The 16428-nt window shown below is 68.3% G+C and carries 8 protein-coding genes; 7 read left to right on the forward strand and 1 reads right to left on the reverse strand.

Annotated features, from left to right (window positions below; genetic code table 11):
• Window positions 1–26 precede the first annotated feature (26 nt).
• Window positions 27–764, reverse strand: coding sequence for a GntR family transcriptional regulator (locus tag ABIC65_RS05165; protein WP_354307785.1), 738 nt, complete (start codon window positions 762–764; stop codon window positions 27–29).
• A 253-nt stretch (window positions 765–1017) separates the two neighbouring features.
• Here ABIC65_RS05165 and ABIC65_RS05170 point away from each other — a divergent pair, with 253 nt between their 5' ends.
• The 7 genes from ABIC65_RS05170 to ABIC65_RS05200 are packed head-to-tail and all read left to right on the forward strand — an operon-like array spanning window position 1018 to window position 16365.
• Window positions 1018–3339 (forward strand): beta-N-acetylhexosaminidase, encoded by a 2322-nt coding sequence (locus tag ABIC65_RS05170; RefSeq protein WP_354307254.1) that lies wholly within the window; start codon window positions 1018–1020, stop codon window positions 3337–3339.
• A complete protein-coding gene (locus ABIC65_RS05175; protein ID WP_354307255.1) occupies window positions 3336–5924 on the forward strand; it encodes a beta-mannosidase in 2589 nt (862 codons plus the stop codon). The genes ABIC65_RS05170 and ABIC65_RS05175 overlap by 4 nt, the downstream gene beginning before the upstream one ends.
• Window positions 5924–8485, forward strand: a complete 2562-nt coding sequence (locus ABIC65_RS05180; RefSeq protein WP_354307256.1) for a glycoside hydrolase family 3 C-terminal domain-containing protein — start codon at window positions 5924–5926, stop codon at window positions 8483–8485. The genes ABIC65_RS05175 and ABIC65_RS05180 overlap by 1 nt, the downstream gene beginning before the upstream one ends.
• A gap of 8 nt (window positions 8486–8493) precedes the next feature.
• Window positions 8494–9921: a glycoside hydrolase family 125 protein gene (locus ABIC65_RS05185; RefSeq protein ID WP_354307786.1), complete on the forward strand. Its 1428-nt coding sequence runs from the start codon at window positions 8494–8496 to the stop codon at window positions 9919–9921.
• Window positions 9921–12242 carry a GH92 family glycosyl hydrolase gene (locus tag ABIC65_RS05190; protein ID WP_354307787.1) on the forward strand — a complete coding sequence of 774 codons (2322 nt, stop codon included), beginning with the start codon at window positions 9921–9923 and terminating at the stop codon, window positions 12240–12242. The genes ABIC65_RS05185 and ABIC65_RS05190 overlap by 1 nt, the downstream gene beginning before the upstream one ends.
• Complete coding sequence (locus ABIC65_RS05195; RefSeq protein ID WP_354307257.1) at window positions 12242–14446, forward strand: hypothetical protein; 2205 nt, start codon at window positions 12242–12244, stop codon at window positions 14444–14446. The genes ABIC65_RS05190 and ABIC65_RS05195 overlap by 1 nt, the downstream gene beginning before the upstream one ends.
• Complete coding sequence (locus ABIC65_RS05200) at window positions 14443–16365, forward strand: alpha-L-fucosidase (protein ID WP_354307258.1); 1923 nt, start codon at window positions 14443–14445, stop codon at window positions 16363–16365. Before ABIC65_RS05195 ends, ABIC65_RS05200 begins: the two co-directional genes overlap by 4 nt.
• The last annotated feature ends 63 nt before the right edge of the window (window positions 16366–16428 follow it).

Genomic DNA, 16428 nt, shown 5'->3' on the forward strand with positions numbered 1-16428 from the left:
CAAAAATCAGCAGGCAGGCGGGCGGCTCAGACGTCGCTGAGTTCCGCCACGAAATCATAGGCATCGCCCCGGTAATAGGAGCGGGTCACTTCGGCCGGGCGGCCATCGCGCAGGAAGGCGCGGCGCTCGATCAGCAGGCCGGCATGGCCGGGATCGACACCGAGCATCTTGGCATGCTCGCCGAGGAACGGCACCGCGCGCAGCCGCTGGAGCGCGCGCACCGGGCGGTTTCCGGCGGCTTCGAGCGCGGTGTAGAGCGAGTCCCCCACCGCATCGACCGAGGGCAGGCAGTAGCCGGCGATGGTCGAGAATTCGAGCGCCATCGGCTCGCCGTCGGCGAAGCGGATGCGCGAGAAGCGCAGCACCGCCGCCCCCGGCGACAGGCCCAGCGCCATCGCCTCCTCGGGCGTGACCTGACCGGTGGAGCGCGCAATCCAATTGCTGCTGGCGGCGCGGCCGCGCGCGGCCATGTCCTCGGTGAAGGAGGAAAGCTTGGAGAAGCTCTTCTCGACGCGCTCGGCGACGAAGGTGCCGGCGCCGCGGCGGCGGGTGAGCAGCCCTTCCTCGACCAGACCACCGATCGCCTTGCGCACGGTGATGCGCGACACGTCATATTCCACGGCGAGGTCGCGCTCCGGCGGAATCGCGTCGCCCTGGGCGAGAATCTTGCCGCTGATCGCCTCACGGATCAGTTGTTGCAGCTGCAGATAGAGCGGCGAAGGGTTGCCTTCGCGAAACCGGCCGATCTGGTCCGAAAACGTCATCATCTCTCCCCCTTGCCCGACACCGTTGCCAAGCCCCGACAACCGTATCTACGGCAGGTTTCCCGCAGCGCGTACACGCGTTCCTACGGACTTACATTGGTACGATGATACCAACAGCCTCAACGGTAGAGGTCAAGAGGCTAAATGCAAAGAACTATGTCCGTGCACGCAAGCCTGTTGCCCGATAGGATCTAAATTGGTTACACCCTTGCTCCGGCCCCGCTCGGTGGCCGCGACAATAGGGGAGTTTCCGATGCGCGCGTTCCTGAAAACGGCAAGGCATTCCGGCTGGGCGGCACTGCTGCTGTCCTCGACCGCTTTCGCCCAGACCGTGCCGCCGCTCACCCCCCTGCCCGCCAGCCTGACGCTGGGCAAGGGCAGCTTCACCGTGGCGAACGGCACCGCCATCGCCGTACCCGCCGGCGACACCGCCGCCGTGGCCGCCGCCAAGCTCCTCGCCGCCCATGTGAAGGTAGAGCGCGGCCTCACGCTGGGCGCGACCGGCACCAGCGGCGCGATCCGCTTCGAGCGCGATACCGCGATCCAGGGCGCCGAAGCCTATCGCATGACGGTCGACGCCAAGGGCGTGCGCATCGCCGCCTCGGGCGATCGCGGGCTGCTTTACGGCGCGATGACGCTCGCCCAGCTGCTCAGCCCCGATCACGGCTTCGGCAAGCCGGTGAAGCTGCCGGCGCTGAACGTCGAGGACGCGCCGCGCTTCGGTTGGCGCGGGCTGATGCTCGACATCACCCGCCACTTCCAGCCGATCGAGTTCGTCTACGGCGTGGTCGACCAGATGGCATCGGTGAAGCTCAACACGCTCCATCTCCACCTCACCGACGACCAGGGATGGCGTTTCGAGGTGAAGCGCTACCCCAAGCTTACCGAAATCGGCGGCTGGCGCACCCCGCCGAGCACCGGCGGCGCGCCCGGCCCCAAGGTCGGCGGCTTCTACACCCAGGAGCAGCTCAAGGCGCTGGTCACCTATGCCGCCGAACGCGGCGTGACCATCGTCCCCGAGATCGACCTGCCCGGCCACGCCCAGGCGCTGGTCGCCGCCTACCCGGAACTCGGCATCTTCGGCGACCATACCGAAGTGTCGCACGACTGGGGCGTGAACCCATATCTCTTCAACCCTGGCCCCAAGGGCATCGCCTTCGTCAAGGAAGTGCTCGACGAGCTGATGGCGGTGTTCCCGGGCACCTATATCCACCTCGGCGGCGACGAGGCGGTGAAGGACCAGTGGGAGCGCTCGCCCGAGGTTCAGGCGCAGATCAAGGCGCTCGGACTCAAGGACGAGAACGGGCTGCAGAGCTGGATGATCGAGCAGTTCGGCGCCTATCTCGAGCAGCATGGCCGCCGCCTGATCGGCTGGGACGAGATCCTCGAGGGCGGGCTGCCGAAGTCGGCCTCGGTGATGTCGTGGCGCGGCGAGAAGGGCGCGGTGGAAGCGGCCAATGCCGGGCATGACGTGGTGCTTTCGCCCGCGCCGACGCTCTACCTCGACAGCCTGCAGAGCGACCGCAGCGACGAGCCGCCGGGCCGCCTGTCGATCCAGACGCTGGCCGATGTCTACAAGTACGAGCCGATGCCCGCCGGTATCGACGCTGCCAAGGCGAGCCACGTGCTCGGCGCGCAGGGCAATGCGTGGAGCGAGTATCTGATCACGCCGTACCAGGTGCAGCACGTGCTGTTCCCGCGCGCGGCGGCGATCGCCGAGATCACCTGGTCGGGCAAGGACAAGCGCGACTTCACCGGCTTCGTTACGCGCCTCCAGCCGCAGATGGCGCGCTGGCGCCGATCGGGCATGGAAGTCGCCGACAGCGCCTTTGCGGTCGACTACAAGCTGCAGGGCACCCGCGGCGAGGCGCTGCGGGCGAACCAGGCCAAGGTGGCGCTGACCAGCCAGACCGGCTTCGGCACGATCCGCTATACGCTCGACGGCAAGCAGCCCACGGCGAAGTCGCCGGTCTACAAGGCGCCGCTGACGCTCAAGCCCGGCACGACGATCACCGCCGCCGCCTTCGACGCTGCAGGCCTGGCCACCGCAACCCCGCGCGCCTTCGACACCAGCCGCACCGCGCTGCTCACACGCACCAGCTCGGACATGGTGGCCTGCCCGAAGGGCGCCTTGGGCCTGCGCGTGCCGCTCAATGCCGAGGCGCAGGAGAATGCGCCGGTGTTCAACGTCAACCTGTTCGACACCTGCACGGCATACCCGGCCGCGCCGCTGGACGTTGCGACCGGCTTCACCGTCGATGTCGCCCGCACGCCGCGCAACTACGGCCTGGCGCACGACTTCAACAAGGTGCGGGCGCATTACAACGTCAGCACGTACGGCGAGCTGATCGTCCGCGCGCGCTGCATCGCCGCCGCCAAGGATCCGACGATCAAGCCGATCGTCGTCGGCACCTTCCCGCTCCCCGATCCGGCCAAGGCACCGCAGCAGTTCCGCTTCTCCGGCACACTGCCCAAGCTGAGCGGCGACGAGGATCTGTGCTTCCAGTTCACGTCCCCGCTCAGTGACCCGTTCTACACGGTCGAGAAGGTGGTGCTGACGGAGGCGTCGAAGTGAAGTCGCGCGCGCTCGCACTCCTTCCCCTGCTCGCGCTGGTCACGCCCGCCTGGGCCGATCCGCGGCAGTCGGTCTCGCTCGACGGCGCCTGGCAGGTCCGCATCGACCCCAGCGACGCCGAGGCGGCCAAGGCGCATCCGAAGGAAGCCGCCTGGTTCCCCGCCAAGGTCCCCGGCAGCGTCCAGCAGGACCTGATCGCGGCGAAGCGCGTGCCCGATCCGTACAAGGGCATCAACGAGGCGCCGATCCAATGGGCGGGCCTCACCCGCTGGCAGTTCCGCCGCACGCTGAATGTCACGCCCGAAATGCTGGCGCGTGACCATCTCGAGCTGGTGTTCGACGGGCTCGACACCTTCGCCACGGTGACGCTCAACGGACAGAAGTTGGTAGAGACCGTCAACGCCCATCGCCGCTGGCGGGTGGACGCCAAGCAGGCGCTCAAGGCGGGGGCAAACGAGCTGGTCGTCACCATCGCTTCCCCGATCAAGACGCTGCAGCCGATGGTACTGGCGGAGAAATTCCCGCTCCCCGGCGAATATGATTCCGCGTTCGGCGACGAGCCCAAGGGCAAGCAGACCTCGCCCTATATCCGCAAGCCCAAATATGATTACAGCTGGGACTGGGCGCCGCGGCTGGTCAAGATCGGTCTGTGGCGGCCGGTCCGGCTGGAAGCCTGGGACGATGCCCGCATCGACGGCTTTCGCGTCGACCAGGAAGCGCTGAACCCCGCCGAGGCGCGGCTGGTGGCACGGTGGAAGCTGCTCGGCGACCGCGCGCGCGCCGTCACCGTCCGCACCCGCATCACCGGCCCCGATGGCCAGACCGTCGAAGCGGCCCGCACGCTCACCCTCGGCGCGGGCGAGAATGCGGTCAGCGTGCCGCTCACCCTGCCCAAGCCGCAGCTCTGGTGGCCGGCGGGCTATGGCGCGCAGCCGCTCTACAAGGTCGAGGCGACGCTGGAGGAAGACGGTGCGGTCAGCGACCGCGTGTCGCAGCGCATCGGCCTGCGCACCGTCGAGCTGATCACCCAGGGCGGCGGCTTCGGCTTCCGCGTCAACGGGCTGCGCATCTTCGCCAAGGGCGCGAACCTGATCCCGTTCGACATGTTCCCCAACAACGTGTCCGAAGCGCGCATGCGCCGCATGCTCACCGATGCGCGCGACACCAACATGAACATGATCCGCGTCTGGGGCGGCGGATACTATCTCGACGACGCCTTCTACGCCGCCGCCGACGAGCTCGGCTTGATGGTGTGGCAGGACTTCATGTTCGGCGGCTCGATCACCCCGCCCGACGCGGCGTTCCGCGAGAATGTCCGCATCGAGGCGGAGCAGCAGGTCGCCCGGCTCCAGCCGCATCCGTCGATCGTCGGCTGGAACGGCGGCAACGAGATCCTGTCCGGCTGGGAAAACTGGTCCGATCGCAAGGCGTTCAAGAAGGCCATCGGCGCCGATGAGCAGGAGCGGATCGGCGCGGGCATGGCCGTGCTGTTCGATCGCACGCTGCGCGACGCGGTGCTGAAGGAAGCCCCCGGCACCACCTATTGGCCCGGTTCGCCCTCGAACGACTATACCGGCCCGGTCGATACCGACGCCACCGGCGACCGCCATTTCTGGGACGTCTGGTCGGGCTCCAAGCCGGTCGAGAATTATCTCAGCGGCTGCGCGCGGTTCATGTCGGAATATGGCTTCCAGGCGATGCCGAACCTGTCGACGATCCGCGGCTTCGCGGGCAACGGCCCGCTGGCGATCGACAGCCCGGTGCTCAAAGCGCACCAGAAGTTCCTGGCGGGCGAAGGCAATAGCCGCCTCCATCTCTATCTCGACCAGCGGCTGCGCAAGCCCGTCGACTTCGCCGATCTCGTCTACCTGACCCAGGTGAACCAGATGCAGGCGATCGGCATGGCCGCGCGCCACCACCGGGCCTGCGCGCCGATCACCATGGGCTCGCTCTACTGGCAGCTCAACGACGCCTGGCCGGCGATCAGCTGGGCGAGCATCGACTATGACGGCCAGTGGAAGCTGCTCCAGTACGAGGCGCGCCGGATGTTCGCGCCCCAGGCGATCGTCGCCGAGCACAAGGACGGCGCGACGCGGATCGTCGCCGTGTCCGACGCGACCAAGCTGATTGCTGCCGAATGGCGCGTGCGCGGTTTCACCATGGACGGCAAGCCGCTGGGCGCCAAAGCCGAGAAGTTCGACCTCTCCCCCGGCGCGCTCGAACTCGCCAATATCGCTGATGCCGACCTGTTCGGCAGCGCGGCGCCAGCCCAAAGCTATGCCGTCGCCGAGCTGTGGATCGACGGCAAGCCGGTCTCGCGCGCCATCCTGGAACGGTTCCTGCCCAAGGACATGGCCTATCCCGCCCCGCGCCTGTCGGTCCGCTGGCAGGGCAAGCAGGTGACCGTCACCGCCGGCGCCCTCGCCCGCGCGGTGATGCTCGACTTCGGCGCCACCGTCGCGCAGCCGAGCGACAACGGCTTCGATCTGCTGCCCGGCGAAAGCCGCACCCTCACCGTCACCTCCGAGGCTAGCGCCGCTGCGCTCGCCCGCGCCCTGACCCTTCGTACGCTGGGACCCCGTTGATGCCCCTTCTCCCCCTGCTTCTCCTCGCCGGCGATCCCGATCCGGTCGCCGCCGCGATCGCCAAGATGACGATCGAGCAGAAGGCCGCGCAGCTCCAGAGCACCGCGCCCGCCGACCCGGTGATCGGCCTGCCCGCCTATGACTGGTGGAACGAGGGCCTGCACGGCCTCGCCCGCGACGGCTATGCCACCGTGTTCCCGCAGGCGATCGGCCTCGCCGCGACCTGGGACGTGCCGCTGCTCCACAAGGTGGGCGACACCGTCGCCACCGAGGCGCGCGCCAAGTTCAACGCGAAGCCGGTGACCGCCGACCGCAAGATCTACGAGGGGCTGACGATCTGGTCGCCCAACATCAACATCTTCCGCGATCCGCGCTGGGGCCGCGGCCAGGAAACCTATGGCGAGGATCCCTTCCTCACCGGCCATCTCGCGATCGGCTTCATCCAGGGCCTGCAGGGTCCGGACCCGGCACACCCCAAGGTGCTCGCCACGCCCAAGCATTTCGCGGTGCACAGCGGTCCCGAAGCCGGGCGCGACGGCTTCGACGTCGATCCCAGCCCGCAGGACCTGGAATCGACCTACACCCCCGCCTTCCGCCTCGCCATCACCGAGGGCAAGGCGCAATCGCTGATGTGCGCGTACAACTCGATCCACGGCACCCCGGCCTGCGCCGCGGGCGAGCTGCTCAATGACAAGCTGCGCAAGGACTGGGGCTTTACTGGCCTCACCGTCTCGGACTGCGACGCGGTGGCGAACATCCACAGCTTCCACCATTACAGCTTGGATGCAGCGGAAGCCGCTGCGGTCGCGATCAAGGGCGGGAACGACCTGAATTGCGGCAACACCTATGCGGCGCTGCCCGAGGCGGTGAAGCGCGGGCTGGTGAGTGAGGCGGAAGTGGACGTAGCGCTGAAGCGCGCGCTCGACGCCCGCCGCGCGCTGGGCATCGCGTTCGGCGGCGCCAATCCGTGGGGCAAGATCAAGCCCAGCGAACTCGGCACCCCCGCGCGCCGCGCGCTGGCGCTGGAAGCCGCGCGCAAGGCGATCGTGCTGCTCAAGAATGACGGCGACCGCCTGCCGCTCACACCTGGCGGACGCATCGCGGTAATCGGCGCCAATGCCGACGATCTCGGCGTGCTGGAGGGCAATTATCACGGCACCGCCAAGGATCCGGTGACCCCGCTCGACGGCATCCGCCGCCAATTCGGCGCCGATCGCGTCGTATATGCGCAAGGCTCGCAGCTGGCCGAGGCGGGCGCGGTGATCATGCCCGAAACCGCCTTCCGCGCCGACGGCAAGCCGGGGCTGAAGGCCGAGTATTTCGCCTCGCCCACGGTGAGCGGCACGCCTCTCGCCACCCGGCGGGACCGACGCATCGACTTCAACTATACCCGCGCAGCACCGCTGCCGGGGTTGAACCCCACCGGCTTTGCGGTGCGCTGGAGCGGCGAGTTTACGCCCCCAGGCGCGGGCGAGTATGAGCTTGCGGTCGACATCCCCGCCTGCTGGAAGGATTGCACCACGCACGACGCGGTACGGCTGTGGGTGGATGGCAAGCTCCTCCACGACGGCCCGCTCGGCAAGGCGCGCGTGGCGGTGAAGCTCGCCAGCGACGGCCGCCCCGTGCCGTTCCGCATGGAGATCGACCATCGCAGCGAGGATGGCGGGGTCCGCCTGATGTGGCAGCCCCCGGCCGAGCCGATGCTCGCCCAGGCACTCGATGCCGCGAAGAACGCCGACACCATCGTCGCGGTGCTCGGCCTGTCGCCCGATCTCGAGGGCGAGGCGCTCAGCGTCTCGATCCCCGGCTTCGTCGGCGGTGACCGGACCGACATCGCGCTGCCCCGCCCGCAGCTCGAATTGCTGAAGGCGCTGCGCAAGACCGGCAAGCCGCTCGTCCTCGTGCTCACCAGCGGCAGCGCGGTGGCGGTCGACCCGAGCCTCGCCGACGCGATCCTGGAGGCCTGGTATCCCGGCGAAGAGGGCGGCACCGCGATCGCCGAGACGCTGGCGGGCAAGAACAACCCGTCGGGCCGCCTGCCGCTGACCTTCTACGCCTCGGTCGATGACCTGCCGGCGTTCGTCGATTACGGCATGAAGGAGCGCACCTATCGCTACTTCACCGGCAAGCCGCTCTGGGGCTTCGGCCATGGTCTGAGCTACACCAAGTTCGCCTATGGCGATGTGGCAGTGAAGGCCGCGGGCATCGGCCAGCCGGTGCAGGTCAGCACCACGCTCACCAACGCGGGCAACCGCAGCGGTGAGGAAGTGGCACAGGTCTATGTCGTGACGCCGGCTGCCGGCAAACCAGGTGGGTTCACGACGCCGGTACTCCAACGCCAGCTTGCCGGCTTCCAGCGGGCGGCCCTTGCGGCCGGCAAATCGGCCAGCCTCTCGTTCACGCTCGACCCGCGCAGCATCAGCAGCGTGGCGCGCGACGGCACCCGCCGGGTGCTTCCGGGCACCTATCGCGTGTGGATCGGCGGCGGCCAGCCGGGCGACGGCGCCGGCCAATGGGCCGAATTCACGCTGAACGGCGATGCGCAGGTGCTGCCGAAATGATCGCCAAAATGATCGATCGCCGCACCCTGCTCGGCTCGGGCCTCGCGCTCGCCGCCACGCCCGCTTTTGCTGCGGACAAGGTGGACTTCGTCAGCAAGCGCCCCGCGCCTGCCGACCGCCGCTTCGTCAGCAAGGCGGTCGAGCGCGAAATCGCGCGTGTTTCCAGCAAGATCGCCGATCCCAAGCTGCGCTGGATGTTCGGCAACTGCTACCCCAACACGCTCGACACGACGGTGAAGATGGGCACGGTCGACGGCAAGCCCGACGCCTTCGTTATCACCGGCGACATCGACGCGCTGTGGCTGCGCGACAGTTCGGCGCAGGTGCGGCCCTATCTGCACCTCGCCAAGGAAGACGCCGACCTTCGCCGCCTGTATCAAGGGCTTATTGCCCGCCAGGCGCGGTGCATCCTGCTCGATCCCTATGCCAACGCGTTCCTCGCCGATCCGCATGCGCGCACCAAGCTGACCTGGGCGCTGCACGACAAGACCGACATGAAGCCGGGCGTCGCCGAACGGAAATGGGAGATAGACAGCCTCTGCTATCCCATTCGCCTGGCGCATGATTATTGGAAAGCGACCGGCGACACGTCCCCGTTCGACGCGCAATGGGCGGAAGCCGCGCGCACGACGATCCGCACCTTCCGCGAGCAGCAGCGGAAGGACGGGCCCGGCCCCTATCGCTTCCTGCGCAGCAGCGATCGGCCGACCGAAACGCTGATGCTCGACGGCTATGGCCCGCCCAGCCGTCCGGTGGGGCTGATTCATTGCGGATTCCGCCCCTCCGACGATGCCTGCATCTATCCGTTCCTTATCCCGTCCAATCACTTCGCGGTGACCGTCCTGCGCGAACTCGCTGCGCTTGCGATGGCAGCGCGCCAGGATTCCGCACTTGCGAACGACGCGATGTCCCTCGCCGGCGAAGTCGAGGCCGCGCTCCGTGAATATGGGACGATGCGGCTGCGCGACGGGCGCGAAGTGATCGCCTACGAAGTCGATGGCTTCGGCAACGCGATCTTCATGGACGATGCCAATGTGCCGTCCCTGTCGAGCCTCGCCTATCTCCGCTGCGTCGACCGCGACGAACCGCTTTGGCGACGCACTGCAGATGCGGCGTGGAGCGAGGCGAACCCCTATTGGTCGCGCGGCAAGGTCGTTGAAGGGATCGGCGGACCGCACGTCGGGCTGGGACAGGTCTGGCCCATGTCTTTGATCATGCGTGGTTTCAGCTACGACGGCGACGTGAGAACGCTTCGCAATATCCTGCGAATGCTTAGCACTAGCGATTCTGGCACCGGCTTCATCCATGAGGCCGTGAACCAGGATGACCCTGCCAAGTTCACTCGCGACTGGTTCGCCTGGGCCAATGGCCTGTTCGGCGAGCTGCTGGTCCATCTCGCCGCGGTCCAACCCAAGCTGCTTCAGGAATCCTTGTGATCCTCTCCCGCCGCCGCCTGCTCGGCTCCAGCGCTATCGGCCTCGCCGCTTCCGCTGTCGCTCATCCCCTATCGGCGACAACGCCGCGCCGCACTGCACCAAATCTATTCATCGGCACCGGCGGCACCGGACACACCTATCCCGGGGCGACGCTGCCGTTCGGCATGGTGCAGCTGAGCCCCGATACGGGGGTCGAGCGCTGGGAGACCTGCTCGGGCTATTATCATAGCGACGGCTCGATCCTCGGCTTCTCGCACACCCATCTCTCGGGCACCGGCATCGGCGACATGCTCGATCTACTCGTTGTCCCCGCCCGGGGACCCGTGGTACTTCAGCCCGGCACCCGCGAAAAGCCCGAAACCGGCTATCGCCAACGCTATCACGACGAACATGCCGAGCCAGGCTATTACCGCGTCGCGCTCGATAACGGCGTGCGCGCGGAGCTGACCGTCACCGAACGAACCGGTTGGCATCGCTATACTTTCCCGGCCGGCGCCGGGCATATCCTGCTCGACCTGTCGCACCTGGTGCTCGACAGCTCGGACAGCCCGCCGCTGATCGCCGACGCACTGATGGAGATCGAGGCCGACGGGACGATCACCGGTCAGCGACAAGTCTTCCGATGGGCCAAGGGGCGCAAGATCTTCTTCGCGCTCCAGCTCTCGCGCCAGCCCGATCGCATCACGTTCTACGGTGATGACGATGCCGAGCAGTCCGCCGGCAGCCACAAGGTCTCTGGTCGGAGACTCAAGGCTGTCCTGCACTATGCGGATGCAGGAAAGGCCCCGATTCTCGTGCGTTGCGGCATTTCGGGGGTGGATGTCGCGGGCGCCCGCGCCAATCTGGTCACCGAGGCGAGACATTGGGACTTCGACCGCACCTGCCGCGATGCCACCGCCCGGTGGCAAACGGCCCTCGACGCGGTCAAGGTCGAGGGCGGCACGGCCGACCAGCGCACGATCCTCACCACCTCGCTCTACCACGCGCAGCTTGCGCCGACGCTGTTCTCCGATGCCGACGGCCGCTATCTCGGCATGGACGGGCAGATCCATAGCGTTCCCAAGGGCGGCGCGGCCCACAGCACCTATTCGCTATGGGACACTTATCGCGCGCTCCACCCCCTCCTCACGCTGATCGCGCCCGATCGCACCAAGTCGCTGGTCGATGACATGATCCGGCAGACGGCGCAGTCGCCCTATGGCCCGCTCGTCTGGCCGCTCCAGGGCAGGGAGACGGGTACGATGATGGGCTGGCACGGCGTGGTGCCGCTCGCCGAGGCACAGGCTAAGGGGATTGAGGCCGATTACGCCGCCGCCTGGCCGGCGATCCGCCGCCGCAGCTTCGATTTCACCGCGCCCGACAAGGACAACAGCAAGGGCCGCGATCTCTACGATCGCATGGGCTATGTGCCTGCGGACAAATGGTTCGAGAGCGTCAGCCGGACGCAGGAATATGCCTATGACGACTGGTCGTCGTCGCACCTCGCCGCCGCGATCGGCGAGAAGGGTGACGCCGAGCGGCTGCGCAAGCGCTCTGGCAATTGGCGCAACGTGATCGACGGCAGCATCGGCTTCGCGCGCCCGCGTTTCGCCGACGGCAGCTGGTGGACGCCCTATGATCCAGTCCAGCTCGGCCACATGCCCAAGCCCTGGTGGCGCGACTATACCGAGGCGAATGGCTGGCAGGCGACCTTCCTCAACCAGCACGACGTCTATGGGCTGATCCGGCACATAGGCGGCGACGGCAAGTTCGAGGCCAAGCTCGACGCGCTGTTCAACGCCCCCTCGACGCTCCCCGACAACGCGCCGCCGGACATTTCGGGGCTGGTCGGCCAGTACGCGCACGGCAACGAGCCGGATCAGCACGCCGCCTATCTCTACGCCTATGTCGGCGCGGCCTGGAAGACGCAGGCGATGGTGCGGCGGCTGTGCGTGGAGATGTACAAGAACGATCCCGACGGGATCATCGGCAACGACGATTGCGGCCAGATGAGCGCGTGGTTCGTCTTCTCGGCGCTGGGCTTCTATCCGGTCGACCCGGTCGAGGCGGCCTATGTGTTCGGCTCGCCGCTGTTCGAGCGAGCGGAGGTGACCGTCGGCAAGGGGCGCAAGCTGGTGATCGAGGCGCCGGGCAACCGCGCCGACACGCCGTACATCGCCGCGGTCACCTGGAACGGCAAGCCGTGGACCAAAAGCTGGATCGCGCACGCCGATCTGGTGAAGGGCGGGACGCTACGCTTCACCATGTCGGCTAAGCCGAACCCTGCGTTCGGGCGTGCGCTGGCCGATCGCCCGCCGTCCAACGGTCGCACGCCGGCCTGATGCTGCTCGCCGCCGCACTCCTGACGACGACGGCGCCCTGCGTCGCCGCCGGTGCCGGCGGCGCAGTGGCGGCCGACCTGCTGCGTGCGCGGCTGGAGGAACGGCACGCGCCCTGCGCGCGGGTGTTGCTCGCGCCCCAGGACAGCGTGGAAGCCGCCCTCCCCGCCTCTCGACGCGCGACATGGCGCAAGGTCGCGCCGAAGCGCCTGCCGCGCGAAGGCTTTGCCGTCCGCCGGATCGGCGACACGCTGGTCATCACGGCGCAGGGCACGCGCGGGCTCGTCTATGGCGCGGGCTGGTATCTGCGCACGGGGGCGCGGCCGCTGCGCTACGACAGTGCGCCGGCGCGGCCCGTGCGGCTCACCCAGATCGGCTATCGCGCCAAGAACAACAGCTATGATGCCTGGACGCTGGCGATGTTCCGCCGCCGGATCGAGGATTTCGCGCTGTGGGGCGCCAGCGGCGTGCAGATCATCGCGCCCGTCTCCGACGACGACGCCACCAGCCCGCTCTTCCCCGCTCCACCGCTGGAGACGCTGCGGGGGATCGGAGAGATCGCCCACCGGCTCGGCATCGACTTCGCGCTCTATTATCCCAACCTGCACGATTATGACACGCAAGCCGAGCGCGACCACGAACTAGGCCGCTTTCGCCTTCTGCTCGGGGCGTTGCCGCAGGTGGACGCGCTCTATGTCCCCGGCGGCGATCCCGGCCATGCCGCGCCCGACCGGCTGTTCCCGCTGGTCGCCGAGGAAGCCGCGGCATTGCACACGCGCAACCCGGCCGCCAGCGTGTGGATCTCCACCCAGGGCTTCGACGCGGCGGGGCTCGACGCCTTCTACGCCCAGCTCGCTCGCCGCCCGCGCTGGCTGACGGGGATCTTCGCCGGACCCCAGACCCGTGATCCTGTCTCCACCCAGCGACAACATCTTCCCGCCGGCTACCAGCTGCTCCTCTACCCCGACATCGCGCACACCATGCACGCACAGGTGCCGGTCAACCGCTGGAGTCCCGCTTTCGCGCTCACCGAGGGTCGCGAGCCGATCGACCCGCGCCCGCGCGCGATGACGGCGCTGTTCCGCCACCTCGATCCCGGCAGCAGCGGCTTCGTCACCTATTCCGAAGGGGTGAACGACGACGTGAACCAGTTCCTCTGGTTCCGCCTCGGCTGGGATCCGCAGACCACGCCCGAGGCGTTCGCGCGGGACTATGCCGCCGGCTTCATCGGCGATCCCGCCGCGGCCAAGGCGTTGTTCGCGCTCGAAGACAACTGGACCGGCGATCCCGCCGCGAACGCCGCCATCGACGCGACGCTGGCGCTGGTCGACGCCCTCAAGCCCGCCGCCTGGGCCGATTGGCGGATCGACGCGCTCCGCTACCGCGCGGTGTATGACGCGATCGTCCGCCACCGCCTGATCGCCGCCCGCGCCCGCGAATCCGCCGCCCTCGCCGCCCCCGATGCCGCAGCCGCGCGCGCAAGGCTGGCCGAAGCCGACCCCGCACCCGTACCCGCGCTCCGCACCCGCCTGTTCGCGCTGGCCGAGCGGCTGTGGCAGGGCGCGCGGCTCCAGCTCAGCGTGAAGCTGTACGGCGCCTCGAATGTCGAGCGCGGCGCCAATCTCGACCGCGTCGACGTCGACCTCAACGACCGCGTCTGGATCGAAAAGCAGCTCGCGACGCGCACCCCAGCCCAGCTCGCCGATTACGCCCGCGCAAAGGAAGGCGCGCTCTACGACGATCTCGGCGATCCCTGGAACGCGCCGCACCTCGTTCGCGGCAGCAGCGCCGTCACCGATCCGCTACGCTTCCACGGCGCGGTGGAGGGCATCGCTGACCGCACCCCAAACGACGGCTGGCGGATGTCGTGGATCAGCTATGCCGAGAGCCTCTACGACGCCCCGCTGCGGCTCCACTATGCCGGGCTCGATCCAAACCGCCGCTACCGGCTGATCGCCACCTATGCCGGCGAGGACTATTGGCTGCCGATGCGCCTCGTCGCCAATGGCAGCATCGAACTCCACCCGCCGCTCGATCGCAAGACCAACCCGATGACGGTGGACATCTCCATCCCCGCCGCCGCCACCCGCGGCGGTACGCTCGATCTCGCCTGGACGCGCCCTGCCGGCATGGGCGGCAGCGGCCGTGGCCATCAGGTCGCCGAGACCTGGCTCATTCCCGAACCCCTCTCCGGAGAACGCAAATGACGACCCTTTCCCGCCGCGCGCTCGTCGCCGCCGGCATCGCCACCCCGGCGCTCGCCCATGCCGCGACCGGCGCAGCCAACAGGACGCCCGCGCCCAAGCCCTATGGCGCGACGCCGAGCGCGCGCCAGTGGAAGTGGCATCAGCGCGAGCAATACGCCTTCATCCACTTCTCGATGAACACCTTCACCGACAAGGAATGGGGCTATGGCGACGAGGACCCCAAGACCTTCAACCCCAGCGACTTCAACGCCGACCAGATCGTCGCGGCGGCGAAGGCGGGCGGGCTCAAGGGCCTGATCCTGGTCTGCAAGCACCATGACGGCTTCTGCCTGTGGCCGACCAAGCTGACCGAGCATTGCATCCGCAACAGCCCCTACAAGCACGGCCAGGGCGACATCGTCCGCGAGATGTCGGACGCGTGCAAGCGCGCCGGGCTGCCTTTCGGCGTCTATCTCTCGCCCTGGGATCGCAACCACGCCGAGTACGGCCGCCCGGGCTATATCGCCTATTACCGCGCCCAGCTGACCGAGCTCTGCACCCAATATGGTTCGCTGTTCGAAGTGTGGTTCGACGGCGCCAATGGCGGCGACGGCTATTATGGCGGAGCGCGCGAAACGCGGAAGATCGACGCACCGGCCTATTACAACTGGCCGTCGATCGTCGCGCTGGTCCACCAGCTCCAGCCCGATGCCTGCACCTTCGACCCGCTCGGCGCCGACATTCGCTGGGTGGGCAATGAGGACGGCGTCGCTGGCGATCCCTGCTGGCCGACCATGCCCAACCATCCCTATGTCCAGAGCGAGGGCAATGGGGGCGTGCGCGGCGGCGCGCTGTGGTGGCCGGCGGAAACCGATGTCTCGATCCGTCCGGGCTGGTTCTACCATGCCGACGAGGATTCGCGGGTGAAGAGCCCCGAGCGGCTGGTGCAACTCTATGACGAGTCGGTGGGCCGGGGCACCAATCTGAACCTCAACCTGCCCCCCGATCGCCGCGGCCGCATCGCCGACCAGGACGTGAAGATCCTCAAGAGCTTCGGCGACGCGATCCGCGCCACCTTCGCGACCGACCTCGCCAAGGGCGCCGTTGCCCATGCCAGCGCCACCCGCGGCCCCGCCTTCGCGGCGTCGCGCGTGCTCGACGGCAACCGAGAGACCTATTGGACCACGCCCGACGGCACGACCACGCCAACGCTGACGCTGGACCTCAAGCCCGGCACCCGCTTCGACGTGATCCGCCTGCGCGAATATCTGCCGCTCGGCGTCCGCGTGACGCGCTTCGCGGTGGATGCCGAGATCGACGGGAAGTGGCAGCAGCTCGCCGAGAAGGAGTGCATCTCGGCCCAGCGCATCCTGCGCCTGCCCCAGCCGATCGCGCCGCGCCGGGTGCGGCTGCGCATCCTCGAGGCGCCCGCCTGCCCGGCGATCAGCGAGTTCGCGCTGTTCCGTTCGGTGGCGCCGGTGCCCGTCGCGCCGATCGTCTCGTCCGACCCGACGGTGATCGACACCCGCGCCTGGAAGATCGTGAGCGCGCCCGGCACTGGCGCCGAGAAGCTGCTCGATCGCGATCCCGGCACGATCTGGACCGTGCCCGCCCCCAAACCCGGCACGCCGGTGGAAGTGACCATCGACCTCGGCAGCGAAACCGCGCTGGCCGGCTTCAGCCTCACGCCCTCACGCCATGTGATGACCGACGCCGCCCCGCCCAAGGGCTATGCGGCCGAGGTCAGCACCGACGGCAAGACCTGGCAGCCTGCCGCCAGCGGCGAGTTCAGCAACATCGCCTATGCGCTCTCCACCCAGCGCATCGGCTTTGCGCAGGCGCGCCCGGCCCGCTACCTGCGCCTCCGCTTTGCCGAGACCGCACTGCCCGAGCCCAAGCTCGCCATCGCCGAGATTGGTGGGTTCACCGCGCCGGGCTGAGTCGATCGCGGGCCTCAGGCGGGCCGGGGCGCGGATGCCGCACTCCGGCCCGTTGCGTTTGGG

The sequence above is a fragment of the Sphingomonas trueperi genome (genome assembly GCF_040545665.1).
GTDB lineage: Bacteria > Pseudomonadota > Alphaproteobacteria > Sphingomonadales > Sphingomonadaceae > Sphingomonas > Sphingomonas trueperi_B.

Bases quoted from the DNA above. Each gene is read 5' to 3' on its own strand.
- ABIC65_RS05165 (WP_354307785.1), bottom strand. From the start codon at position 764: ATGACGTTTTCGGACCAGATCGGCCGGTTTCGCGAAGGCAACCCTTCG.
- ABIC65_RS05170 (WP_354307254.1), top strand. From the start codon at position 1,018: ATGCGCGCGTTCCTGAAAACGGCAAGGCATTCCGGCTGGGCGGCACTG.
- ABIC65_RS05180 (WP_354307256.1), top strand. From the start codon at position 5,924: ATGCCCCTTCTCCCCCTGCTTCTCCTCGCCGGCGATCCCGATCCGGTC.
- ABIC65_RS05185 (WP_354307786.1), top strand. From the start codon at position 8,494: ATGATCGATCGCCGCACCCTGCTCGGCTCGGGCCTCGCGCTCGCCGCC.
- ABIC65_RS05195 (WP_354307257.1), top strand. From the start codon at position 12,242: ATGCTGCTCGCCGCCGCACTCCTGACGACGACGGCGCCCTGCGTCGCC.
- ABIC65_RS05200 (WP_354307258.1), top strand. From the start codon at position 14,443: ATGACGACCCTTTCCCGCCGCGCGCTCGTCGCCGCCGGCATCGCCACC.